The 25,260-nt window shown below is 35.4% G+C and carries 21 protein-coding genes, 1 pseudogene and 1 riboswitch; of the genes and pseudogenes, 4 read left to right on the top strand and 18 right to left on the bottom strand.

Annotated elements, in window-relative coordinates:
- Positions 1-56: 56 nt before the first annotated feature.
- Entirely contained in the window at positions 57-659 is a 603-nt protein-coding gene (locus I7822_RS15125) for a CBO0543 family protein (RefSeq protein ID WP_243459484.1), read from the bottom strand.
- Positions 660-829: 170 nt separating this feature from the next.
- On the opposite strand from I7822_RS15125, the gene I7822_RS15130 reads away from it, so the two are divergent.
- Positions 830-1,054: a hypothetical protein gene (locus I7822_RS15130; protein ID WP_207979615.1), complete on the top strand. Its 225-nt coding sequence runs from the start codon at positions 830-832 to the stop codon at positions 1,052-1,054.
- Between the two features lie 17 nt (positions 1,055-1,071).
- A complete protein-coding gene (locus I7822_RS15135) occupies positions 1,072-1,209 on the top strand; it encodes a hypothetical protein (RefSeq protein WP_207979617.1) in 138 nt (45 codons plus the stop codon).
- A gap of 41 nt (positions 1,210-1,250) precedes the next feature.
- On the opposite strand, the gene I7822_RS15140 is transcribed toward I7822_RS15135, so the two are convergent.
- The 7 genes from I7822_RS15140 to I7822_RS15170 form a co-directional block, all read right to left on the bottom strand.
- Positions 1,251-2,447 carry an ATP-binding protein gene (locus I7822_RS15140; protein WP_207979619.1) on the bottom strand — a complete coding sequence of 399 codons (1,197 nt, stop codon included), beginning with the start codon at positions 2,445-2,447 and terminating at the stop codon, positions 1,251-1,253.
- A gap of 210 nt (positions 2,448-2,657) precedes the next feature.
- A complete protein-coding gene (locus I7822_RS15145) occupies positions 2,658-3,344 on the bottom strand; it encodes a Na-translocating system protein MpsC family protein (RefSeq protein WP_207979621.1) in 687 nt (228 codons plus the stop codon).
- Positions 3,345-3,595: 251 nt separating this feature from the next.
- Positions 3,596-4,282 (bottom strand): Na-translocating system protein MpsC family protein, encoded by a 687-nt coding sequence (locus I7822_RS15150; RefSeq protein WP_207979623.1) that lies wholly within the window; start codon positions 4,280-4,282, stop codon positions 3,596-3,598.
- A gap of 409 nt (positions 4,283-4,691) precedes the next feature.
- Positions 4,692-5,666, bottom strand: coding sequence for a carbohydrate kinase family protein (locus tag I7822_RS15155; protein WP_207979625.1), 975 nt, complete (start codon positions 5,664-5,666; stop codon positions 4,692-4,694).
- Positions 5,667-5,683: 17 nt separating this feature from the next.
- The gene (locus tag I7822_RS15160; protein ID WP_207979627.1) at positions 5,684-7,147 is read right to left on the bottom strand and encodes a glycoside hydrolase family 32 protein; all 1,464 of its coding nucleotides are present in this window, start codon (positions 7,145-7,147) and stop codon (positions 5,684-5,686) included.
- A 265-nt stretch (positions 7,148-7,412) separates the two neighbouring features.
- On the bottom strand, positions 7,413-8,837 hold the full coding sequence (locus tag I7822_RS15165; RefSeq protein ID WP_207979629.1) for a sucrose-specific PTS transporter subunit IIBC: 1,425 nt from the start codon (positions 8,835-8,837) through the stop codon (positions 7,413-7,415).
- Positions 8,838-8,964: 127 nt separating this feature from the next.
- Positions 8,965-9,945 (bottom strand): LacI family DNA-binding transcriptional regulator, encoded by a 981-nt coding sequence (locus I7822_RS15170; RefSeq protein WP_207979634.1) that lies wholly within the window; start codon positions 9,943-9,945, stop codon positions 8,965-8,967.
- Positions 9,946-10,347: 402 nt separating this feature from the next.
- Here I7822_RS15170 and I7822_RS15175 point away from each other — a divergent pair, with 402 nt between their 5' ends.
- Positions 10,348-10,851, top strand: coding sequence for a DinB family protein (locus I7822_RS15175; RefSeq protein WP_207979636.1), 504 nt, complete (start codon positions 10,348-10,350; stop codon positions 10,849-10,851).
- Positions 10,852-11,043: 192 nt separating this feature from the next.
- On the opposite strand, the gene I7822_RS15180 is transcribed toward I7822_RS15175, so the two are convergent.
- The 9 genes and pseudogenes from I7822_RS15180 to I7822_RS15215 form a co-directional block, all read right to left on the bottom strand.
- Positions 11,044-12,405, bottom strand: a complete 1,362-nt coding sequence (locus I7822_RS15180; RefSeq protein WP_207979638.1) for an aspartate kinase — start codon at positions 12,403-12,405, stop codon at positions 11,044-11,046.
- Between the two features lie 229 nt (positions 12,406-12,634).
- A complete protein-coding gene (locus tag I7822_RS15185) occupies positions 12,635-13,357 on the bottom strand; it encodes an amino acid ABC transporter ATP-binding protein (protein WP_207979640.1) in 723 nt (240 codons plus the stop codon).
- Positions 13,354-13,992 carry an amino acid ABC transporter permease gene (locus I7822_RS15190; protein ID WP_207979840.1) on the bottom strand — a complete coding sequence of 213 codons (639 nt, stop codon included), beginning with the start codon at positions 13,990-13,992 and terminating at the stop codon, positions 13,354-13,356. The genes I7822_RS15185 and I7822_RS15190 overlap by 4 nt, the downstream gene beginning before the upstream one ends.
- A gap of 205 nt (positions 13,993-14,197) precedes the next feature.
- A complete protein-coding gene (locus tag I7822_RS15195; RefSeq protein ID WP_207979842.1) occupies positions 14,198-15,019 on the bottom strand; it encodes a basic amino acid ABC transporter substrate-binding protein in 822 nt (273 codons plus the stop codon).
- 537 nt (positions 15,020-15,556) lie between these two features.
- On the bottom strand, positions 15,557-16,558 hold the full coding sequence (locus I7822_RS15200) for an ABC transporter permease (RefSeq protein WP_207979642.1): 1,002 nt from the start codon (positions 16,556-16,558) through the stop codon (positions 15,557-15,559).
- Between the two features lie 2 nt (positions 16,559-16,560).
- A complete protein-coding gene (locus I7822_RS15205; protein WP_207979844.1) occupies positions 16,561-18,066 on the bottom strand; it encodes a sugar ABC transporter ATP-binding protein in 1,506 nt (501 codons plus the stop codon).
- A gap of 161 nt (positions 18,067-18,227) precedes the next feature.
- The gene (locus I7822_RS15210; RefSeq protein WP_207979644.1) at positions 18,228-19,355 is read right to left on the bottom strand and encodes a sugar ABC transporter substrate-binding protein; all 1,128 of its coding nucleotides are present in this window, start codon (positions 19,353-19,355) and stop codon (positions 18,228-18,230) included.
- 144 nt (positions 19,356-19,499) lie between these two features.
- Positions 19,500-19,607: riboswitch (SAM riboswitch) on the bottom strand.
- 371 nt (positions 19,608-19,978) lie between these two features.
- Positions 19,979-20,104, bottom strand: a complete 126-nt coding sequence (locus I7822_RS30260) for a hypothetical protein (protein ID WP_279381980.1) — start codon at positions 20,102-20,104, stop codon at positions 19,979-19,981.
- A gap of 131 nt (positions 20,105-20,235) precedes the next feature.
- Positions 20,236-21,452: pseudogene (locus I7822_RS15215) on the bottom strand (MFS transporter).
- Between the two features lie 257 nt (positions 21,453-21,709).
- On the opposite strand from I7822_RS15215, the gene I7822_RS15220 reads away from it, so the two are divergent.
- The gene (locus I7822_RS15220; RefSeq protein WP_207979646.1) at positions 21,710-23,389 is read left to right on the top strand and encodes a glutamine--tRNA ligase/YqeY domain fusion protein; all 1,680 of its coding nucleotides are present in this window, start codon (positions 21,710-21,712) and stop codon (positions 23,387-23,389) included.
- A gap of 146 nt (positions 23,390-23,535) precedes the next feature.
- On the opposite strand, the gene I7822_RS15225 is transcribed toward I7822_RS15220, so the two are convergent.
- On the bottom strand, positions 23,536-25,212 hold the full coding sequence (locus I7822_RS15225; protein ID WP_307847771.1) for a sensor histidine kinase: 1,677 nt from the start codon (positions 25,210-25,212) through the stop codon (positions 23,536-23,538).
- Between the last annotated feature and the right edge of the window lie 48 nt (positions 25,213-25,260).

The following is a 25,260-nucleotide window of genomic DNA, read 5'->3' on the forward strand; positions in this document are numbered from 1 at the left end:
AGGATAGATAAAATCAGATAATATCTGTTTTATCTATCCTTTTATCGTTTGTCTAATTATTCTACCTCTAATTTTGTTCTATTTGAATGAATTTGCAAATATTGAAAAAGGTTTGTTATCCATTTAGAGATTAATGCAATTATGATGTATCCAAAAAATAGGTGTAGATAATTCACTCCTTTGCTTAGTTGCAAAAGATTGTGTTCAACAGACAAGGGCCTAAAAACAAACGATATAAAAACAATCAAAAATAGAGTATATAAGTAGAAGTTTTTATATTTATTCATTGTCCATTGGTATACAAAAATAAACATCACTGGTACTAATGATGTATCTATTCCAAAATTGATCGGAAGAAAAGGAATGGCTTTATATGGATATCCCAAATAGTTATATCTGGTTGCAATGGCATCTAAATATACTGTCCAAATATGAATATTGAAGCCATAAAAACCCAATTGGAATGCCTTTTTTCTGTCAATAAAATAATAAAGGAAAATTAAAGGAATAATAATCATTCCAACATTAAACCAAAATTGCCAGGTATCGAAAGAAGAGTAATCATTCCAATAATCAATCCATTGATTTGCAAGCTTTTCCTGGGTCTCTTTTAATTCTTGCAGCTGCTTACTTTGTTCAGGAGGAATTGTAGACTTCATTTACTCACCTCTACTATTTTTTTTACTTTATCCATTAAATAAAAAACCTATTCATTTAGAGGATGACTTTTGTTTGCGTTATCCCCCTCTTGCAAAAATTTAAAAGGAATACTTCAACCACAACTAAGTTATCTTAAGAATATACAAATTTAAATAAAGGAGATGATAACTTGGATAGAAGAAACTTACATTCTGAGGTAACTCCTCATCCTGATGGAAAAAAGGAATCGATTATAAATGATTCATTAGCTACATCAGGTTCGCAACTTGGAATAAAGCTGGATGCCGATCCAGAGTTTACTCAAGAAAAGAACCCGTTTGATCATCAATTTAAAACAAATCCAACTATGGCTCCATTTGAAAAGCTAATGAAGGGGAAAAAAGTGGAAGAATAAAGTGAGGTGATGACTGAATGTCAGATTGGAATGAACAAGCTGCACCTAATAACAATTTACCAGCTAAAAGTATTCGTTCCTCAAAAATGCTATTAAGTAGGCAGAATACTTTTAAAGGTAGATCATTAAAAAATTCTACTGAAAACAATAGGTAACATCTAAAAAAGGCTGACTCACTCAGCCTCTTTTATTTTGATTAAACTGGTAAAACGATATCAATTACGGTTCCTTTCCCGACTTTACTTGAAATATTCATCTTACCTTTGTGATTTTCGATAATATTGAAACTAATCATAAGTCCCAACCCAGTTCCATTTTCCTTCGTTGAATAAAATCGTTTACCCAATCGTTCAAGTTCTTCCTCTGGGATTCCTTTCCCTTCGTCAATAAAAGAGATGTGAACATCATTATTTAACCTCTTAACCTTTATGTACATTTTTCCTTCTATTTGCATTGCTTCAATTCCATTTTTCAAAATATTAATAAACACTTGTTTTAATTTATTCTCCTCACAGCTAATATTTAACTTTTGTACTTCATGGTCGATCTCAGTTATGATCTCAATGTTATATAAGATTGCTTGTGTATTTACAATTGTTACGACAGTCCTTATTAAGGATAATAGATGACTGGGTTGAAAAACCATCTCCTTAGGCTTGGATAAAAGCAACAATTCTCCTACAATTAAATTAATTCGATTAATTTCTGACAGCATAATATTATTGTATATCTCTCTATTTTTCTCTGTTCCTGTAGAAAGCTGTAAAAAACCTTTTAAGCTTGTCAAAGGATTTCGAATTTCGTGTGCAATACCTGCAGCAAGCTCCCCAAGAACTGAAAGCTGTTCAGAATGCTGGAGCTTCTTCTCACTTTCAATATATTCACTAATATCCTTTATTACATAACATATCCTACCATTTAGTTCATTAGAGCGGACACTACTAATGAGTTCTATATCTAGCACTCTGCCATTTATACAATTTATCTTCCCTTTTATACTTAACTGAGCATGTTGAAAATTTTCGACATGTAAAGAATTATTCCCTCGTTCTAGAAACGTTATAAACTCATTGACAGCCCTTCCAATTAATTCATATTTATCTTTTGCACCAAACATGAATACTGTAGCTGTATTCAAATCTAGAAGTTTCTCATTGTCTGTTATTATGATAGGCAATGGGATATCATCTAAAAAAACTTTCTGTGCCATTTTAGACCTCTGTCTACTCCTATCAATTATAAGAACCAATTGTATAACCATGATTATGGCAATCAAGATTGCAATAGAAATTTGTATTTGAAGTAATAAACTAACTATACCTATCAATCCAATCGAGCAAGTTGAAATAATAATAAACTTATCTTGATCCTGAAGCAATTTTCTCAACAGCATAAAGTACCTCCTAGGTTCATCTATTTAAGAACATGACTTACTATATAAAATTTGCGTTCTTTGCTTGCTTCGAGATGGGATCGAAGGCTTGTTCCTCCTCACTACTATTCATTATTTTTAATGAGAATAAAAAAGGCCTAACCCCTAATTAATATTAGAGGCTAGGCCATATGTGACTTTCATCATCAAAAGATGACTTCTTCACAGTATTTACCTATTATGTATAATAAAGCTCATTAAGGATTTATCATCCTTAAGATTCCAATCAATAAAAATATCAACAACTCTTTGTTTCAACAATTCATCAAATTTACCATTACGATGAAAATATTTCTTTTCAAGCTCATCCTTTACCACTCTAAGCTCTTCATCAAATCCTTTCGAAATGAGAGCCTTTTCGATTGGAACTAAGATTCCTTTTCTCTCTACTAGTAGAATCTGTCTAGATAAAGGATAAAGAATAATTTCATCAGGTACCTTTTGAACAAGTGCACTGAGTCTAGAAATCTCTGCTTCAAACTCATTAGTGTCTAGCTGGATGTGTTCATTGTCTTGAATTATTGGATTATTTAAGACGAACATTAAGATTCCTGAATTATTCGGGATATTCCAATCGTGGTAGAAATCGCAGACTTCTGTTTGTATCGTTACTTGAATGACACCCTTTAATTCTTCCAATACAGACTTAATAATAGCTATTCTAATTAGATCTATAATATCATTTTGTCCTTGGCTTAATAAAACTTCTTCCATCGGCGACAGAAATCCACGGATATAGATCACTAAATGCTTTTGGTTTACTGTAGCCTGACACGATTGAGGTCCTCTTCCGAACTTTTGCCTTAGCAATTTGCTCGTGTACCCGCTAATATAACTTAATTGGTCCTGAATTTGCATAGAAACACTTCTTTCAAATACGGGAACCGAAAATAATTAATGCCTATAAAGCATTAACCATGTTTATGGTATCATAGGAACTTATTTACAGTAAAGTAGTTTTGTGTTCCTATTTTACGTTAATTATGCCGTTTCCCTTTTTATAGTAAGTGTTTCTTTAACTTAGCTTTTTTATAATGCTTTTTGAGAGAAAAATTTTTGTCTAGAAATATTAGAACTATCACTACTTACTCCAGATGATATAGCATTTGTCATTTTACATAAAAAATGATTGTACCGCGATCACGTTCATAATCCAGTATAGTAAATATATCTTCAATAGAGGTATTCAAGCATGTTTCAAACAAACGTTTGTTTTTTCTATAAGTCTTTTTTACCTCATTACACCAATCGAGCAGTAAATCATCGTACCCTTTCGTATAGAGAACATGTTCAATTCGCGACTTAAAACCGGAGTATTCTATATAGTAGATAGAAGGTGTGGCATTCACAATATTTATTTGATCTGGTAGTTTATGTACCTCTGAACATATTTTTTGAATTTCACTATACATTTGATCAGACTTTAGAGCAAAATTGTTTAAATGAAGAGCCGACTCTTTTCCTAATAACAATATTCCAGTATTATGATGAAAATCCCAATCATGTTGTATTGAAGTAAAGACAATCCCTAATACTTTCTTTATTTCATCCTTTACCACGTCAAAAATTGATTCTACAACAACTGAACGAGTTTTATAAGCTAAATGAAGTTCATTCTTTTTAAGTAAAACCTCTTCAGCTGGTGTAATAAAATGCTTCATATAAATAAACATTTTATCGTTTGTGAGTGATGTAAAGCAGGTTGCTGGCCCCTTGCCAAAATTTTTTTTTAAAACCTTACTAATATAGCTGTTTAAATATGTGACATCCTCATGATTGTTCCTCGTTTTTATCATATATCCAATTCCCCCAATCCTATCCACAAAAATACAGGACACAAATCTAAGTGCATTTTTAGCCTTTAGATAGCTTCCTAAGAAAGCAAAAATGGCCTAACCTCAAAAGATGAAGTTAGGCCACGGATAGACTTATTTTAATTCTTCCATTTACCAATGTATTATTTGATTTTTATAGTTACATAGATATTAATGTCCTATGATTGTTTAAATAGATTGATTAGCGATAAATATTAATGACTGCTAGACATTAATCGACATTATTTTATCATACTTCACTATTGAACACAAATGTCAGTTTTTGTTAATGGAAGCTATCAATTAGGACATTTAAAAATATGTTATCCAAACCTAACATCTTAAATCTCATTTTAATAATACCCATTTTAATAAAAGGCGAAACTTAAATTTATGAGTGACTTTTAATTAATTGAAAAATTTCTTCCTTTGTTGGCAAAGCAGAGATGGCTCCCTTACCAGTTGTCGTTAAAGCACCACTCGCATTAGCATATGAAAGAATATCCTGATTTTCTTCCTGTAAGATCGTACTTAATCGAGACACAGTTGCGTTTTTTTCTAATAATTTATATAAAAAACCACCGATAAATGCATCACCTGCTCCTGTTGTATCTTGTACAGAAACACGATAGCCAGATGAACGATAGCATTCTCCATTAACATAAAGATCTGCACCTTCAGAGCCTCTAGTAAAAATAACTCCTTTTACATCTCCTACAAATAATGATTGAATGGCTTCTGCTTCATCATTCAATCCCGTAATAAACGCTAACTCTTCATCTGAAATTTTCACAATATGCGCCTCAGGGATAAACTGAAGAATCGTTTTACGACAATCTTGAGGATCCTCCCATAATGGTAACCGGACATTTGGATCAAAGCTAATGATTGCACCTTTTTCCTTAGCCGAACGAATTGCCTTTATGTGAGCTTGCTTCATAGGGCTTTCTACTAAATCAACCGAACAAAAGTGAAGAATATCTCCAGCACCAAACCAGCTCTCGTCAATCTCCTTCTCATTTAAGAGTAGGTCTGCAGAAGGCTTTCGATAGAAGGAAAAGTCCCTTTCCCCATCCTCTTTCAATGAAACAAAGGCTAATGCAGTGTTTGCTTCTTTTGTTCTGAGCACATGTTCAGTATTTACGCCAACATTGTTTAATGTCTCTACTAAAAAATCACCAAAGCCATCCATACCAAGCTTTGTAATCATTGAAGCTTTTCCCCCAGCCTTTGCCACTGCTGCTGCAACATTTGCAGGTGCTCCACCTGGTGCTCGTTCAAACGAAACCACATCTTTTAAGGCCTTACCTTTTTGTTCTGGAATAAAATCTATTAACACTTCACCTATCGAAAATAACCCCGCCATTACCATTCACCTCTCCTTTATATATCCCATTTTTCAGCAATGAAAGTTACACTACCTCCATTTGCAAAAAAACGAATTTCATCACTATCTGATCTAGGGAAAATTCTACTTGTAAATACTTCTTCACCATCATTTACAAATATCTCAACCGAAGAAGTATCAACAAACAAATGAAATTTCATTTTAGTTCCTTCTACTGAGCATTGTCGGCTTGTACCAAAACTTTCCCCGACAGGATCACCTGACATACTTCTGTCTAACACAATTTTTTTCGTATTTGCATCATACTTCAAAACCGTTTTCTCATCATCTTTAGCACGAAATTCAATTCCAAATACTGTTGCGTTATTATCAGTAATCTCAAAAATCAGCTCGTAAGCTATGCCATTAAAAGCTTTCATTGTTTCATTTGTAATGGTAGCTTCCAATACACTCTTATCCTTACGTAGCTTTGTTAGTTCTTGTGCAGGCTGCTGCAATAACCTCCCATCTTTAACCTTTAACTCTCTTGGAAGTGTTAAGCAATGGGCCCAATCATGTTGATCTGTTGGATATTCAATCTCAGGAAGACCCATCCAGCCTACTAAAAGTCGCCGACCATCTGGAGAAAGCGTCGTTTGAGGTGCATAAAAATCAAAGCCGCGGTCAAGTTCATGAAAATCACCATGTGAAAATGAGAGAGTGTCTAAATCTAGCTTCTGACCAATTAAATAACCGGATTGGTAAATATTTTGATAATGATCACCTTTTGGCTTAAGCCCTTGTGGTGAAAAGACAAAAACTCCCTTTCCATCTAAATCAAAGTAGTCAGGACATTCCCACATATATCCAAAATCTTCATATTCTGTTTTCATTTCACCTAATAACGTCCAGTCTGTAAGATTCATTGATTGAAAGAGTACAGAACAGCCCGTATTATTCTCCCTTTGAGCACCTATTACTGCATAAAATAAGTCACCAGATTTCCATACCTTTGGATCCCTGAAATGATCTGTATATCCTTTAGGAACTTCGGGTATTACAGGAGATTGCAGCTTTTTAATCTCACCTTGCTTATTCATAACAGCAATAACTTGATATGGATGACGCTCCCACAGTTCATTTCGGGTATTACCTGTATACATTAAATATAACTCATCTTTGTGCTCAATTGCACTACCAGAATACGCACCATGGCTGTCATAATCTTGGTCTGGCTTAATGGCTATCCCTACATTTTCCCAATGAACCAAATCCTTGGACTTTGTGTGATACCAATATTTTAACCCATGAACAGGACCAAGTGGGAACCATTGATAAAATAAATGGTATTCACCATTGAAAAATGAAAATCCATTCGGATCATTTAATAAACCAGTTTCAGGTTGAATATGATAGTTCTGTCTCCATTGACAGCTATTCACTTTCTTTTTTATTGTTTCAAGTGTTTCATGACTAACATCTTCAATTCTGCGATATCTCATCTCTGTTGTCCATTCCATAGCTAACAATCACCTCAAATTTTTGAATAAATAGGTTCTGTTAAACTTAGTTGTTGATTTACGCTTTGGCGATCGCTTTCCGCGGGCGGTCCGGGAGCCTCCTCGGTGCCTTGTACCTGCATGAGTCTCCCTTGAACTCGCACTCCCGCAGGAGTCTCACGTATCCGTTCCAATCCAACCAACAAAGTGCCAAAATCAACAGTGAGCTTTAACAGAGCCATTAAATAAAAGCAGGAGAATCTTGTGGATTCCCCCCTAACCTTTATTAAGCTTGTTTTTTCGCCGCTCTTTTCCCCAATATATAAGTCACGATAAATGCTACCGCACATGATATAACCATACCAATTACATAAAATGTAATAGTACCTGGTTTAATTGAAATAACCCCAGGAAGACCTGCAGCTCCCAATGCAACTGCTTTAACATGAAATAATGCTGTAAAGCCTGATGCGACTGCTGCTCCGACAATCGCTCCAATGAACGGGTAGCGTAGTTTTAAGTTCACACCAAACATCGCTGGTTCCGTAATACCTAATAATGCAGAAATACCTGCAGCTGAAGCCACACCTTTTACTTTTGCATCACGAGTAATTAGTAACACGGCAAGTGTTGCTGCCCCTTGTGCCACATTTGACATCGCAGCTACAGGGAAGATGAAAGAACCACCAGTTTTTGCAATATCAGCTAATAATAGTGTTTCAACTGCAATAAAGCTATGGTGCATACCTGTAATTACAATTGGTGCATAGGCTAAACCGAACAAAGTTGCTCCGATAAATCCTGTTGAATCATATAACCAAATAAGCCCATCTGATAAAAGGTTTCCAGCAGTTCGTGTAATAGGGCCAACCAATGTAAATGTTAGTAATCCAGTAATAAAAATAGATAATAGCGGTGTTAATAGATTATCTAGTGAAGAAGGTGTAATTTTTCGTAAATTCGTTTCAATTTTCGCTAAAATAAAGGATGCTACTAAGACTGGTAAAACTGTACCTTGATAACCGATCTTTGCAATCTCATATCCAAAAATATTCCAATACGGAATTTCACCATTTGTTAATGCTGCACCATATCCCCAACCATTTAATAAGTCTGGGTGAACCATCAACATACCAAGTGTTGCTCCTAAATAAGGATTCCCGCCAAAACGCTGTGTTGCTGAAAACCCAATTAATATCGGTAAAAAGACAAATGCTGCATTTGCAAATGTATTAATTAGTGCTGCTAAATCTACCATCCCAGGATTTGCCTCAACAAGTGATATCCCGTCAATAAACAAGTCTTGTGCTGTTAAAAGGTTGTTAATCCCCATCAGTAAACCACCAGCAACAATCGCTGGAATAATCGGGACAAAAATATCTGACAGCATTTTTACAAAACGCTGAAGCGGATTCATTTTCTTAGAACCAGCACTACTAACATCTTTTGTTGACATTTCTCCTAAGCCAGTCAACTTTGACAGCTCCTTGTAAACATTGTTTACAATACCTGATCCTAAAATGATCTGGTATTGACCGCCTGTTGAAAATGTCCCTTTTACAAGATCCATTTCATCTAACTTTGCTTGGTCAACCTTTCCCTCATCATGTAAAACGAGACGAAGTCTTGTTGCACAGTGAGCAGCAGCAGAAACATTCTCTTTCCCCCCGATCGCTTCTAATATCTCTTTTGCATTTTGCGGATAATTCATTTTTTATCACCCTTTACAAGTATTAACGGAACCGGTTCCTTTTATCTTCAAAAAAACTTGGTACCGGTTCCAATTCATTCAAAATTTAAAACCGGTATTGGAACCGGTTTCTTATATTATATAAACTTCATATCAGACTGTCAACGCTATTTCGTAGAATAATGTCGAAATTCGAAACTGTCACTTTAGCAACCTCTTCACCATTAACTAGTTTCACAATCTTTTTTGCAGCAAGCTCGCCCGCTTCTTGGTAGAAAAATTTAGCAGTCGTAATACCTGGGTGAATAACTTCTGTTACCTCATATCCCCCAAACCCTGTAATCGACAAATCTCGTGGTACATTTAATCCTTCCATCTGAGCAGCCTTTAGGATACCAAGAGCAATATTGTCGGTTGCACAAACAAATATTGAAGGTTTGTACGCTTCCATGATAGAAGGGAATTTTTTTATTGCTTCCTTTAAGTTAAAGCTTGTTTCAAAATAGGTAACCTCGCATTCCTTTTCTTCCTGAATAGCCTTTTGGAAGCCGCGCTTTCTCTTAACTCCAACCGCAATATCATTCTCTGTCACACCAACAAAAGCAATTTTCCGATGACCTTGGCTAAGAACATACTTTCCAATCTCATAACCTGCTGTTTCATCATCATGGATTAAACTATAGCATTGCTCATGTTGCTGTCCGACTAACAAGACAGGTACATCTACTTTTTGAAATGCGTCTAAATGCTCATCTGTTATTTGTGTTGCCAATAATATAATCCCTGCAATTTTTTGATTCTCCAGGCTATAAATACTTTCAATTTCGCGGTCTAAGTTTTGACTTGTATTGGATATAAGCAGCTGATAGCCTTGTTCTCTTAATTCCTCATCAATTCCTATCAAGGTCTGTGTAGCTGCATAGGAATTAAGCCTAGGCACAATCGTACCAATAATATTTGTCTTCTTCGCTTTTAAACTACGTGCAAATGTATTTGGGACATAACCTGTTTCTTTAATCACGCGCTCTAGTTTTAATCTCGTAGCTACACCAACAGATCCACCGTTCAAGTACCTTGAAACTGTACTCTTCGCCACTCCTGCTAGCTTCGCGATCTCTCCAATTGTCATTTCTTTCACAACTCCACTTTTATATGCTTGTTATCAAGTATACACGAAATGGATTTTACAATAACAGATGTTCGTGAACTATTTAAGTATAGATTCATGAAAATAAAGACGAAAAGTTAACAAAATAATGGGTCCGTTTTCTGGTGCTTTCTTATTAATCGGTGAAGATTAGTAAAGATGGGATTTGAAATAATCGAACAAATGTTCTATAATGTATTTTAAGAATATGCTGTTTTCGTAAACTATGTTGCTATTTACCAAGAAGTACGGTGTGGTTGATTTGCGCTCCAGTTGCTCGCTTTCCGCTCCAATCAACCTGAAATAGTTTTTTAAAAGCAACAAGCTCTTAGAAAAGAACCTAAGAATAAAATATCTATTAATATGATTGCGGGGGAATTATATATGTATGTAACAATTTCAGACTTCATAAAAGAATGGGACAAGGAAGCCATATTAACTCAAAACGTGTTGGATGGTTTGACAGATGATTCGATAAAACAACAAGTTTATCCAGAAGGTCGTACTTTAGGAAGAATTGCGTGGCATTTAACAACAAGCATTCCAGAGTATTTAACTCATTTCGGATTGGAGATGAATGCAGTAGAATATTTAGAAAGTGTCCCAACCTCAGCCAAAGAAATTGCTGAAACCTTTAAAAATATAAATTCTACTGCCTCTCAAGCCATTGAGCAACAATGGACAGATGAATCTTTAAAGAATGTGCAAAATGCATTTGGAAGAGAAGAATCAAATGCGCAAATTTTAATGGGACTTATCAAGCACATTGTTCATCATCGTGAACAAGTTACTATTCTTATGCGTCAAGCAGGAATAAAACCTTTTGGGGTTTATGGACCACCAAAAGAAGATTGGATTCATTTAGGTATAGAAAATCCACCACTTTAATAAGAAACCTTTATCACCATAAAATGCAAAAACTCGCCAAAGTTAAGGCAAGTTTTTGCATTTTATAAACCAATAGCTATGTCAATACGGTTGTGTCATTTCAACTTTAAATTTCAAAAAAGCACCTTAAAACGGAACCTTTAATTAACAAAACCTAGCGATTTAAATTCAACTTTATATCGTTCTGTCTTATTACACTGGAACAGCTACAAAAAATTCATTATAAAGTGCTTGTACTGCACGTTTTTCCTGAGGCTCTTTAACTCCAAACATCATGCTTACCTCTGAAGAGCCTTGATTGATCATTTCAATATTTACACCTGCATCTGCAAGTGCTTTGGAAGCTCGAGCTGTTGTTCCTACATTGTGGCGCATTCCTTCTCCAACGACCATAATTAGTGCTAGGTTATGCTCGATAATCACTTCATCTGCTTGTAATTCTGTCATTATCCGTTCAGTTATTGCTTCTTCAATTCTGTTATCCATTTGATTTTGTCTTAAGATAACAGTTATGTCATCAATTCCAGAAGGCACATGCTCATACGTTAAACCATTATCCTCTAAAATTTGTAGAAGTTTTCGACCAAAGCCGATTTCTCTATTCATTAAATATTTGCTGACATAAATACTGCAAAAGCCTTCGTCACTCGCAATACCAATAACGGGACCATTTGAATTTGCGCGTTCATTTACAATTAGTGTCCCTGGAGCAGATGGATTGTTTGTATTCTTTACATTCACTGGGATTCCGGCACGGAACGCTGGAATTAGGGCTTCATCATGAAAGACCGAAAAACCAGCGTATGAAAGCTCGCGCATTTCGCGATATGTTAGCTCTCTGATTTCCTTTGGATTCTGTACAATCGTAGGATTTACTGAGTATACAGCGTCTACATCTGTAAAGTTTTCATATAAATCGGCTTTAATTCCATTAGCAAGAATTGATCCAGTAATATCAGATCCACTCCGTGAGAAGGTTAAAACATCTCCACTTTTACTGTAGCCAAAAAATCCTGGAAAGACGATAATTCCTGAACGGTCACGTAGCTTATATAAATTTTCATAGGATTCAGGTAAGACTTGTGCGTTACCTGGTTCATCAGATACTAATAAACCAGCCTCCTTTGGACTAACATACTGTGCGTCTACACCGCTATGCTGAAAATAAGCAGCAATGAGCTTTGCATTATTATCCTCACCACTTGCCTTTACTGCATCTAAATAGCTTTCTGGTTTACTTTTATCTCCATTAAGTAAATTCTTTAAATCACTGGAAATCGTCTCAACGACATCTAAAGAAATCGCTAATTCCTTAGCAATGCTTGCATACCTCTCAATGATTACTTCAAAAACTTCCCCAGCATCTTCATTTGCTAAGTGCTTTTCCGCACATTCTATTAGTAAATCTGTGACTTTAATATCATCTGAATAACGTTTTCCAGGAGCAGAGACAACGACTACCTTTCTCTCTGGGTCTGACACAACGATTTGTAGAACCTTTTTAAGTTGTTCTCCAGATGCTAAAGAAGAACCCCCAAACTTTACGACCTTCATTTCCACAACTCCTACTATTTAAAATTTTCAGTCAAATTTTAGTTTTTATTATCTCTTGTTTTCACTAAATAATCAAGGGTTTTCTTCCAGAGAAACACATTTGTATTTTTATAAAGGACAAAACAAGTTGTAAACCATACCTAAAATGAGAGGAGACTAACCTCTTAGTCTCCTTTTTACCTCTTTTAAGTATGTGCTATCTCCCTATAATAATAAGTAAAAATTTGAATTATAAAACCTTACTCAAAAAGGCTTTTGTTCTTTCTTGTTGTGGTTGATCAAATAGCTGTTGCGGTTGGTTTTCTTCTACAATATATCCACCGTCCATAAAAATAACACGATCACCCACTTCTTTTGCAAAACCCATTTCATGTGTGACGACTACCATTGTCATTCCCTCTTTAGCAAGCTGTTTCATAACCTCTAATACTTCACCGACCATTTCTGGGTCTAAAGCTGATGTGGGTTCATCAAATAACATGATTTTTGGTTCCATTGCCAAAGCTCTCGCGATGGCTACCCGTTGTTTTTGTCCACCTGATAATGAATTTGGATAGGCATAAGCCTTTTCCTCTAATCCTACCTTACGAAGCAAAGATAAGCCCTTTTCCTTCGCTTGCTCTGCATTAAGTTTCTTCACTTTAATCGGGGCTAAAATAATATTCTCAAGAACCGTCTTATGTGGAAATAGATTAAATTGTTGAAAGACCATTCCAACATCCTCGCGAATTTTATTTATATTTGTTTGTTTATCCGTTAGATCGATTCCATCGATGATAACTTGACCACCTGTAATAGATTCAAGTAAATTGAGACAACGTAAAAACGTCGATTTTCCAGATCCAGAGGGTCCGATAACGACAACAACCTCTTGTGGTTTAATTTCTACATTGATATCCTTTAGGACTTCATTTACTCCAAATGACTTTTTCAATTGTTTTACGGTTATCATTCAGTCTTCAGCCTTCTTTCTAGTAAATTAAGCAGGAAGCTTAGTGATAGAGTTAGTACTAAATAAATCAGTGCAACCGTAATATATGGCTCCCATACACGGTAATATTGACTTGACATTGCTCGTCCCCAATACATGATTTCTGGTGCTGCAACAACAGATATCAAAGATGAGTCTTTTATTAGAACAATAAACTCATTTCCAAAAGGAGGAATCATACGTTTAATCGCTTGAGGTAAGATGACATGTGTCATTGCTTGAACATTATTCATCCCCAGTGAACGCGCCGCTTCCATCTGTCCGCGATCAATCGATTGAATTCCTCCTCTAAAAATTTCAGCAATATAGGCTGCTGCGTTTAATGAAAGCGCGATAATCCCTGCAGCTATTCCATTTGTTTCACCAGTAAATAATGGCACCACACCAAAGTGGACAATTAAAATTTGAACAAATAATGGTGTTCCTCGAAAGAAAATAATGTACCATTTAAAAGGAAGCGCTAGCAATTTGTTATTCAGCATTTTTCCAAGACCAATACCAAGTCCAAGAATCATGCCTATAATAATCCCTGCGAGAGATAAACCTATCGTTAATAATGTCCCTTTAAGTAAAAATGGAGCATATTCAATAATAATATCAAAGCGAAAGCACCTTGATCAGCTCTGAAAAATAAGACACTCATCAATTGAAGATGTCTTTACCATCAATTCATGAGTGGCTTATGACTCCGGTGAGCGAGGCGCTGGAGCTATAATTTTCATAAAAACCATCAATTACTTACTTTAAGGAAAAAAATTGCGTAGCACCTTATTAAGGATGGTACGCAATTTATATTGTCCTTTATTGCTGTGCCTTTAAGTTTTCAACATCTGGATCAGAACCAAACCATTCATTGTATATTTCTGTATATTTCCCATTATCTAATACTTGATTAATAGCCTCATCAAATTCTGTTTTCAATTCGCTTCCTTTAGGAAACATTAATCCGTAGTATTCTGCATCAAAACTATCTTCATCTTCAACGACAGTTAATTTTTTGTCAGGATTATTTTTAACATATTCTTCAACTACAGTATTATCAGCAACTACTGCATCTGCTCCACCACTATTAAGCTCCATTATTGCTAGATTATTATTTTCAAATTTTTTAACTTTAGGATTATTCTCTCCTACAATACTATCAACAGCTTCTTGACCAGTTGTTCCTGTTTGAACAGCAATTACTTTGTCCTTTAAATCGGCCGCAGTCTTAATATCACTGCCTTCAGGCACTAGAATTTTGTTTGTTGATAAGAAATATGGTACTGAAAAGTCATATGTTTGCTTGCGGTCATCATTTATTGTTATTGCCGATAAACCTATATCTGCTATCTCATCTTTTACTTCTACGAATAATGGATCCCAACCTACATTTACAACTTCGACTTCATAACCAGCCTCTTTTGCAACAGCTTGAATAAAATCAATATCAAAGCCAACGACTTCTCCCTTATCCTGATATTCAAATGGTGCATAATTTGCTTCTGTTGCAACTCTTAGTATCTTTTTCTCTTCTCCAGAATCGTTACCTTCTCCACCTGAAGTCTCCTGACTAGTTCCACAAGCAGATAAAATCATCATAAATGCAAGTATGAATCCTAATGTAAACAACCCTTTTTTCATCATAATTTCCCCCTTTGGTTATTATTGTAATTTAATAATTCAGAAAACTATAATTACTATGTAGCCTACTCTCATTCATTATAAACAACTTTTAATTTATTACATTTGTTATCATGTGCCATGATATAACATATGCTTGTATGAAGTATATCAGTATATGTATTTAAATACAATATAATGTATAAAAATCTTTTATTAGAATAGGGTTTATTTTCAATCTTTTTTTAAAAAACTTCAACTTTCCCTCTAATTTTAAGAATTTGTAGAAAACTGTCAATCTTTTTGTGAGTTTACCTGACGCTAATTATTATTAAATAATAAATAATCAATGTTATAAAATCACTAATATTTATGCACATTAAAAATGTATATTCCATGGTTTACCAGGCACTAGGAGCTGGATGCCTAGCGCTTATCCACAGTACTAGAATTTTATTATTTCCTGGACATTAAAAAAGGCTGCTGGCTAAAATGCCAACAACCTCTCTTACGTAATCTCCAAAGCAAGTTTACTGCTAGATATCCGATAATCCCCGTTTATTTTGTTTTATAATACGTAAGTGCCAGTGCAAACGCAAGTACTGTACCTTTTACAATATCCATTGCATAGTAAGGTACTGACATCATAACTAGACCATTTTGAAGAATTCCAATTAACACTGCTCCAATAAATGTACCAAACGCATTTGGCTTTCCCGCTCCTAGTACTGAGAAACCAATAAATGCTGCAGCAACAGAGTCCATTAAGTATGGGGAACCAGCATTAATTTCTGCTGTCATAACACGAGATGCTAGAACGATTCCACCAATTGATGCAAAAAGAGCAGATAATAGATAAGCTGCTATCTTATACTTATTAACTGGAATTCCTGATAATCTTGCCGCTTCGATATTCCCACCAATCACATACATGTATCTCCCATGCTTTGTATAGGTAAGAAAAATGTGTACAACCACTACAACAATGACCATAATCAGGATAATCCAAGGAACTTGACCAATTTTCTCAAATATAGGGCTAATGATTCCTGCTGAAAACGTTCCATCAGGCATCACCATATTTTGCGAAACAGTTGCACCCTTTGTGTATGTGAGTGCAATTCCTTGTACAATAAACATTGTCGCTAATGTAATTAGCATATCTGGAACCTTGAGTTTCACAATAATAAATGAATTTAACACTCCTACAAGTAATGATGCCACAATGGCTGACAATATCGCAATAAGCGTGTTTTGAGAAAACCACACAAACATTGAAATAACAATTGCATTTGATAATGATGCCACTGATCCAACTGACAAATCAAAACCATTTACAGATAACGAGATCGTAATTCCAATTGCGATAATCGTTACAATAGAAATAGAACGTAGTATATTAATAAGATTATTGCCTTGAATAAATGTTGGATTAGATGTAGCAAAAACTATAATGAGAATAAAAATTGTTAAAATTGTTCCATATTTATATAAAAATTGAAAAAGATCAAATGTCCTTTTTGAAGGATTACTCGCTTGTACAGGATTTGATTGATTCATCCTTAGTTGCCTCCTGTTGAATAAAATAATAGCTCTTCTTCATTGGTTAAGTCAGTTTCTAATTCTTTAGCAACCTGTCCATCATATAAAACATATAATCGATTGGTAATCCCAATTATTTCTGATAACTCAGAGGAGGCATAGATAATCGCTTTCCCTCTTTGTGCCAGCTCACATATTAGCTCAAAAATATCCTTTTTCGCTCCTACATCCACGCCTTTAGTCGGCTCGTCAAAGATATAAACGTCTGCATCAGCTATTAACCATTTACCTATGGCAATTTTTTGTTGATTACCACCAGACAGATTTTGGACTTTTGCTTCTTCTGAAGGTGTTTTAATCCCTAGACTTTCAATAAGCTCTAATGCCTTTTGCTTTTCTGCCTTTCGATCTAAGAAACTAAAAGGCTTTGTAAAAGCGCCTAAGTTTGCTGCGGTTAGATTGGTTGCAACTGACTCCATCACAAGAATACCTTCTTTTCTTCTTTCCTCAGGTACTAATGCAATTCCTTGCTTTACTGCTTGATATGGATTTGATAAAGTTAACACCTTACCTCGTAGTTTTATCTCACCTGACTTTATTTTAGCTTCGCCGAATAAAGCTTTACATAATTCTGTTTTACCAGCTCCAACTAAGCCTGCAACTCCAACAATTTCACCTTTATGAACTGACAGAGAAATATTCCTTATTTTATCCGCATCTGAAAGAGTGTTTACCTCAAAAATCGTTTCACCAATTTGAGAAGGTTTTTTCGGGAATTGTTCTTGTAATTCTCTACCTAACATGTGTTCCACTACCTTGCCTGTCGAGGTATCAGCAACAAACTCATGTGTAACTAGCTTACCGTTCCTCATAATTGTAATTTCATCACAGATCTCAAAAATTTCCGGGAGCCTGTGGGAAATAAAGATGATTCCTACATTCTTACCTTTAAGCTCTTGTACAATCCTGAACAACTCTTTTGTTTCTGAATGGCTAAGTGGGGCTGTCGGTTCATCTAATATAAGAAATTTACAATCTGTGGAGACTGTTCTAGCAATCAGTACCATTTGTTTTTCTGCCAAGGTTAACTCGCTAACCAATTTTTTTGAGGAGACATGAATGTTTAGGCTCTTCAAAATAACTGTTGCTTTATTATGAAGATCCTTCCACCTTACAAATTGTCTTTTCCCCATCTCATTAACAGTATTTGAAAGCATAATATTTTCACCTACTGTTAAATTTGGAATGAGCGCCGTATCTACCTCTTGGTGAACAATTTGAATACCATAGCCTTGCGCTTCCTTTGGGGTACGTATATTTGTTTTATTATCATCAATTAAGATCTCACCAGTGTAATGGTCATATGCACCTGATAAAACCTTCATTAACGTTGATTTCCCTGCACCATTTGCTCCAATGAGAGCATGGGTTGTACCACTTTTCATTGTAAAATCTACAGAATCTAATGCCCTTACACCAGGAAATTCGATCGAGATTTCTTTCATTTTTAATACTGTATGAATCATCATTTACCTCCTCTGATGTTAATGGAGAAAATTTTGCTATTATTCTATCAAAAGCTATTTTTCATCTGTGGAGATTTCTACCAGTATATGGGGGATAAAAGCAAACACCCTCTTATACTAGACAAAGAGAGTGTTCGCTCATTTTCTTCATAGAATAGATCTTACTTTTTATAATACTCTTTTAATGTCTTCATCCAATCCTCTTCAAATGCCGTAGACTGTCCCCAACCTTCAACAGTATCTGCAAGATTTACCATATTAATAGGCTCATCTGATTTCCCTAATTCTTCTCCAGAAATAAGTGATGCTTCAAGGTTATACGTTGCTGGAGTTTCTTCACCAGCTAGCTTTTTAGCTAACAATCTCATGTCAACTGCTCCAATTAACTTTGGATCTACTGCTGCTGTATATTTCCAAGAACTACTACCATCCTGCATTTCTTGTAGATCTGCATTCGAAACATCAATACCATAAATCTTAATTTCATCTCTACCAGCTTCTTTAATTGCACGTGCTGCACCGATTGCAAATGCATCCCATGTCGCAAAGATTACATCAATTTCACCTTTAGGATGTTTATTAAGCATTGCTGCTACAGCATTTTGCGTTTTTACAGAAGTATCTGCTGCTGCCACTCCAAAGCGCTCAATTTCTTTAATACCAGAATTACTTGCTAATTTTTCTTGGTAAACTTTATTACGTCTAACCATTGGAGGGAAACCGTCTACCCAGAGATACACAATATTCGCTTCTCCATTAGTATCTTTAATAAGTTGGTCTAATGCTAATGTTGCAAGTGCTTCATCATCCTGAGATGTTAATGTTACATTTTCAATTTGCGCTAATTTTTCCGTTGAATCAAATGTAACAACACTTTTCCCAGCATCAACTAGTTTTTGAACCGCATCAACAGTTGCAGCGTCATCTCCGTGAGAAATAATAAATCCATCATAATCTTCTTCTAGTCCTTGTGCTATGGCATCATGAAATTTTGCCGTGTCTCCATTAGCTGTAAATACATCTACTTGAAAGCCTAATGCTTCTCCTTCTTCCTTCGCACCAGCTAAAAATTGTGCTGTATGATCATCTCCACCGATTTTGCGGATGACTTTAATCTTTGCACCCTCACCACCAGCAAAGCGTTCTGGAACATTCTCTAATGAAACATCAGGGTTGCCTTTCCCTTTTTCAGGTTCAGTTGTTTCTCCATTATTTGAAGCACAACCTGTTAGTAATAGTGTAAATACTAGAATAAAAATAAATGCAGAGTGAAAAATTTTGTTTTTCATGATTGTAAACTCCCCTTTTCTTTTTTAATATAATTTTACTTAGTAACATCTAGGTATTATCTCTATCTAAATAAAGGCCTAGAATACACAAAAAACCTCTCTAAGATAGAGAGGTTTCGCCACAAGTATATATAGGAGTCTCCTCTCTTATCTTTCAAAACCAAAACGGTTTTGCAGGATTTAGCACCAATTCTATAATAGAACGGTTGCCGGGCGTCATCGGGCCAGTCCCTCTGCCACTCTTGATAAGAGATTATATATGCATTTAAGTAAAAGAAAGAATATATATACTTTAATCGGGTATAGAATTATTGTCAACTATTTTTTGAATATTTCTATTTCGAGATAATTCAGTTTTTGAAAACTTTGTTGCTATTTACCAAGTAGTGCGGTGTGGTTGATTACAGCGAGAGATGCTCGCTTTCCGCGGGGCGGGCGGTGAGCCTCCTCGGCGTAAACGCCTGTGGGGTCTCACCTGTCCGCTGCTCCCGCAGGAGTCTCGCAATCCGTTCCAATCAACCTGAATTAGTTTTTGTTTTAAAAGCAACAATCTCTTAGAAAATTGCCATACAAAAAAATAAGGAAAGCGCATCATAGCATCACCTTCCTCATTTATCGTTTGATTATTTTTTCTTTTGACTTTTCGCACGGTTCGCTTCAAGCTCAGCTGCATACTCTTCTTGAGATTTACCTTGCTTTGCGCTTTCAGACTCTATTTTCCTAAATTTATTATCATTACGGTTTGGCATTTTCCCACCTCCTTTTTGACTTGGTTATTTTATACTAAAGTGTTATTTTTATCCGTATCACTGTTTGAAAAGTAAAAAAGCATAATACATGATCAATGACCATCATTATGCTTTATGGGCATTTCTTTTACCTATCCATTAACCTTAACGCTTTTTTTTGCTGGTTTGTTTAGTACAAGGGGGAGCACAAAAATCACTCCAATGATCATGCAAATCGCTGAAACCTGATAGGAAACCACAAGACCCACAAGTGTTTTTAATATGCCTGCAAGGCTCATCATTATCACCATTGCTCCCATAAAAAGTGGTGTCATGATGCCATTTACTCGACCCACAAACGATTCCTCTGCATTTTGGAGAATCATTGTATTAATACTAATTTGGATCGCTGGCATCATTAATCCGGTAAAAAACTGAGCGATAAGAGTCAACCATAAAATCTCTGAAAACCCAATAACTGAAATCATAAGAGCATTTACGAGCATACCAGCTGCAAGCATTCGAATAGGTGTCACTTTCTTAGATAATGCTAAGGCAATGCCACCCCATTTATGGCCATGAACCATTGAACAAATTCCTTATTCATATGTAGCTGTTCGGTCACAATAAAGATACCCAATGGTTGAATTAAACCAACAGCTAACCCTGCTACAAAGAAATTTGCTCCTAAAATCGTTAAAAATCTATTTTTGGCTACATACTTAAATCCCTGAACAAATTCTTCAACAACTGTTGTTTTCCCCGAAGTTCCTTCCAATTGTTTATCCGCAGGTAAAAATGTAAGGGCAACAGCTGAAAGCAAGAACATTATCCCTGTAATCGCAATTGATACTTCAATTCCATATTGTTGAAACACCACTGTCCCGATTACGGGCCCTATAATCATAAATAAAGCAAACATCGTTTGATAAATTGACATTCCCATTTGCAGTTGTTTTTCAGGAACATGCACCTTAAATAGCTTCATACCTGAAGGCTGAGAAAACTGAGAAAGAATTGAGGAAATAAGCATTGCAAAAAAGACGACCTTCCAGGTTGAGAATATTAACGTGAGTAACACGGCAAAAACAGAAATAGCACTTAAAATATCACACCAAACCATCGTTTTCTTCGGCTTCCACCGGTCTGCAAATGTCCCGCCAATGATTGAGAAAATAAAAATCGGTGCAAACTCTGCAACCGAAATCATTGAGACTGCAAATGGATCTTCGTTTGTTTGCTCCATGACAAATAATAAAACAGAAAAATTCCTTACCCAAATACCAAGCTGCAAGAATAATCCAGAAAATAATATCGCTCTAACAAAGCGATTGCTCATAAACTCCTTAAAGCTTGTTTCTTGTTTCATCCTTTTATCCTCCACTATTCAACAATCTAAAATTAATTCACGCACCATATATAATAATTCCACTTATCCCAAATAATTCCTTTTATATGATGAAATATCAATTATTTTATCGCTAATCCTGAATACAGATTAAGTAATCATGTAAGTATATATACTATTATGACAAAATTACCTTAGTAAATTAACCTTTTGCCTTTCTATTGGTATAATGGAAGACAGAACTTATTTTTACATATAAAAGAAAGGTTTGATCTGACTTGGAACACAATTCCTCAAACTTTATAAGAAGTATTATTAAAGAGGATCTTGAAACTGGAAAACGTGATTATGTCTACACACGATTCCCACCAGAGCCAAATGGCTACCTCCACATTGGTCATGCAAAATCAATCGTGATTAACTTTGGACTAGCGGATGATTTTAATGGTAAAACAAACTTAAGATTTGATGACACAAATCCATTAAAAGAAGATACAGAATACGTTGAATCAATTAAAGAAGATGTAGAATGGCTGGGCTATGAATGGGATGGCATGTTTTTTGCTTCCGATTATTTTGAAGAAATGTATAATCGCGCAATGCTTCTCATAAAAAAAGGAAAAGCATATGTTGATGACTTATCTGCTGATGAAATCAGACAATACCGCGGGACCTTAAAAGAGCCTGGGAAAGAAAGCCCCTATCGAAATCGTTCTATAGAAGAAAATATTGATTTATTTGAGCGCATGCGTAAAGGTGAATTTGAAAATGGAACAAAGGTGCTTCGTGCAAAAATTGATATGTCATCACCTAACATAAACTTGCGTGATCCAGTTATATACCGCGTATCACATACGACACACCATAATACTGGTGATGCTTGGTGCATCTATCCGATGTATGCTTTTGCACATCCACTTGAGGATGCAATCGAAGGGATAACACATTCTTTATGTACAACAGAATTTGAAGATCAACGCCCACTTTATAACTGGGTAATTGAAGAATGTGAAATGGAGCATAAGCCACAACAAATTGAATTTGGTCGTTTAAACATAACAAATACAGTAATGAGTAAGCGTAAATTGAAACAGCTTGTAGATGAAAAGTTTGTAGATGGCTGGGATGATCCCAGAATGCCAACAATTTCAGGTTTGCGCAGAAAAGGATACACACCAGAATCCATCCGTGAATTTGTTAAAGAAACTGGAGTATCAAAAGGGTTTGGAACAGTTGATGAAGCAATGCTTGAGCACTTTGTGAGAGAAGACTTAAAGCTAAAAGCACCACGTACAATGGGAATATTAAAACCTTTAAAGGTAGTTATTACAAATTATCCTGAAGATCAAGTGGAAATGCTTGACGCTGAGATCAATCCTGAAGTTCCTGAGATGGGTACAAGACAAATTCCATTTTCACGTGAAATTTATATTGAACAGGAAGACTTTATGGAGAATCCTCCAAAAAAATACTTCCGTCTCTTCCCTGGTAATGAAGTACGTTTGAAACACGCATACTTTATTAAATGTGAAGATGTGATAAAAGATGCCGATGGAAATGTCATTGAAATTCATTGCACCTATGATCCTGAAACAAAGAGTGGTACAGGATTTACAGGAAGAAAAGTAAAAGGAACTATCCACTGGGTCGACGCTAAGCATGCGTTACCAGCTGAATTTCGTTTATACGAACCACTTATCCTTGATAAGGCTGAGAATGAAGAGGACAGTACGGAACAAGTAAGTTCTGAAGAAAAAACATTCCTTGACTTTGTTAATGATCAATCATTAGAAGTTTTACAAGGCTTTGTCGAGCCCAATATGAAGGAAGTAGTTGCTCACGATAAATTTCAATTTTTCCGTCACGGCTACTTCAATGTAGATCCTAAGCATTCTACAAATGAAAATATCGTTTTTAATCGTATCGTTTCGTTAAAGAGTTCCTTTAAATTGAAATAACTGGAACAAAAGCGCAAGCGCCTTGATCAGCTTATGACCTCGAGGGGCTAGGCGCTGGAGCTGGATGTCAAAGTGTTATCCACAGTACAATACCTAAACGATAAAAAAGCAGATTCCGATTAGAACCATCTGGAATCTGCTTTTTCTTACTCTTTTTTAGGTAACGGCAAGTGAATCAGAAAGGTTGTGCCCGCTTCAGATGTTTCATGCAAATCAATACTACCTTGGTGGTTTTCAATAATACGTTTTACAATCATTAACCCTAATCCTGTACCACTTTCCTTAGAACTTGAGAAAGGGTCGTAGATCGTTTCCAACATCGACGAAGGAATACCTGGGCCACAATCCTTTATAAAGACCTGATAGTCCTTTTCAGTCACCTGTGAATAAATGGTGATTACTCCTTTTCCGCCCATTGCTTCAATGCTGTTTCGAATCAGATTATGGAATACCTGTTTTATCTGTTTTGCATCAACAGATAATGGTGTGCGTTCCAATTTAATGTTGAATTCAATCTCCTCTGATGACTGGATAATGAGTGGTAAAAACTCTGCTAAAATATCTTCAAGATACGTTTCTTTCTTTATTGGTGCTCCAGGCTTTGATAGCAGTAACATTTCCTCAATAATTACATTGATTCGTTCAATTTCCTTCATGATGAGCGGCAAATGATATTGATTTCTATGTTGTACTGAAAATGATTGATTCATTAATGATAAGAAACCATGTACAACAGCTAACGGATTACGAATTTCATGTGCAGCACCAGCAGCCATTTCTCCTACAACAGCCAACTTTTCCGACTGATGCATTCTTTTTTCTAATTCTTCTGTTTCCGTTATATCAATAAAATTCATGATCCGACCAATAACGCTATGATTCTGATTTAATAGCTCTGTTTGAGAGACTAATAAAAATCTTTGACCCTCGGGTGTGCTAAATGGAACCTTTGTATGCTTACAAGCCTTCTTCGATGACAAAATTCGCCAAAACTCTTCATTCACTACATCACCTTGAATAGAAGCAAGTTCTTTTACCTGTTCTTCATTCTTATTTAGTAGTTTGATTGCTGATGTATTTAATGATATTTCTGAGGTTTTATCATTGATCGTAATAATACCTACTGGCAAAGAATTTAATATTTGTTCTCGATAAATTTTATCATTCATAATTGTATTAAAAGATTCTTTAAGTCGTCTGGACATTTGATTAATCGATTGTGTTAAATACTGAAGCTCTAATTGATCCGTAGAGTGGAGTGTTAACCCATATTGCCCATTAGCTATACGATCTACTTTGCCTATCATTGTTTCAATCGGATTTGTCAAGCTAGCACTAATCCGATACGAGACAAAAATTGACAAACCTATCGCTACTGTAGTTACTAACATTAGTAACCATAATGAACCCTTAATAATATCGGTAAATGTATTAGAATGCCCATTTAATTTTGAATAAGATGCTTCTTTTGCTGCTTTTATCTCTTGCTGTAGGGTAGTAAGCTGTGGGAGGAAATTAGATTTAATATACTCTTCCGCTCCCTTTTTATCATTGTAGTTAAGAAGTCCTTGAACATTGTTAACAATTACAAAATCAAGTAAGTCTACTCTTTTATTATAGTTATCAAGGGATTTTGGGATTGAATTCTCTTCTAACTCTTCAGAACCTTGTGCATCATAATTTTGATAATCAGCTACCAAGTTACAGCACATATCATTGTCAATAACACTTTCAACAATATATTCCTTTACATGTAACTCCTCTTCTAACTGAGAAAGCCAAAAAAGCTCTGGAATATTTGTCCCCTTAATCTTATTACTCACTTGAGTTATATCCTCTATCGACTGTACTAGAATAAGAGAAAATCCGCT

Source organism: Metabacillus bambusae, assembly GCF_017497975.1.
GTDB lineage: Bacteria > Bacillota > Bacilli > Bacillales > Bacillaceae > Metabacillus > Metabacillus bambusae.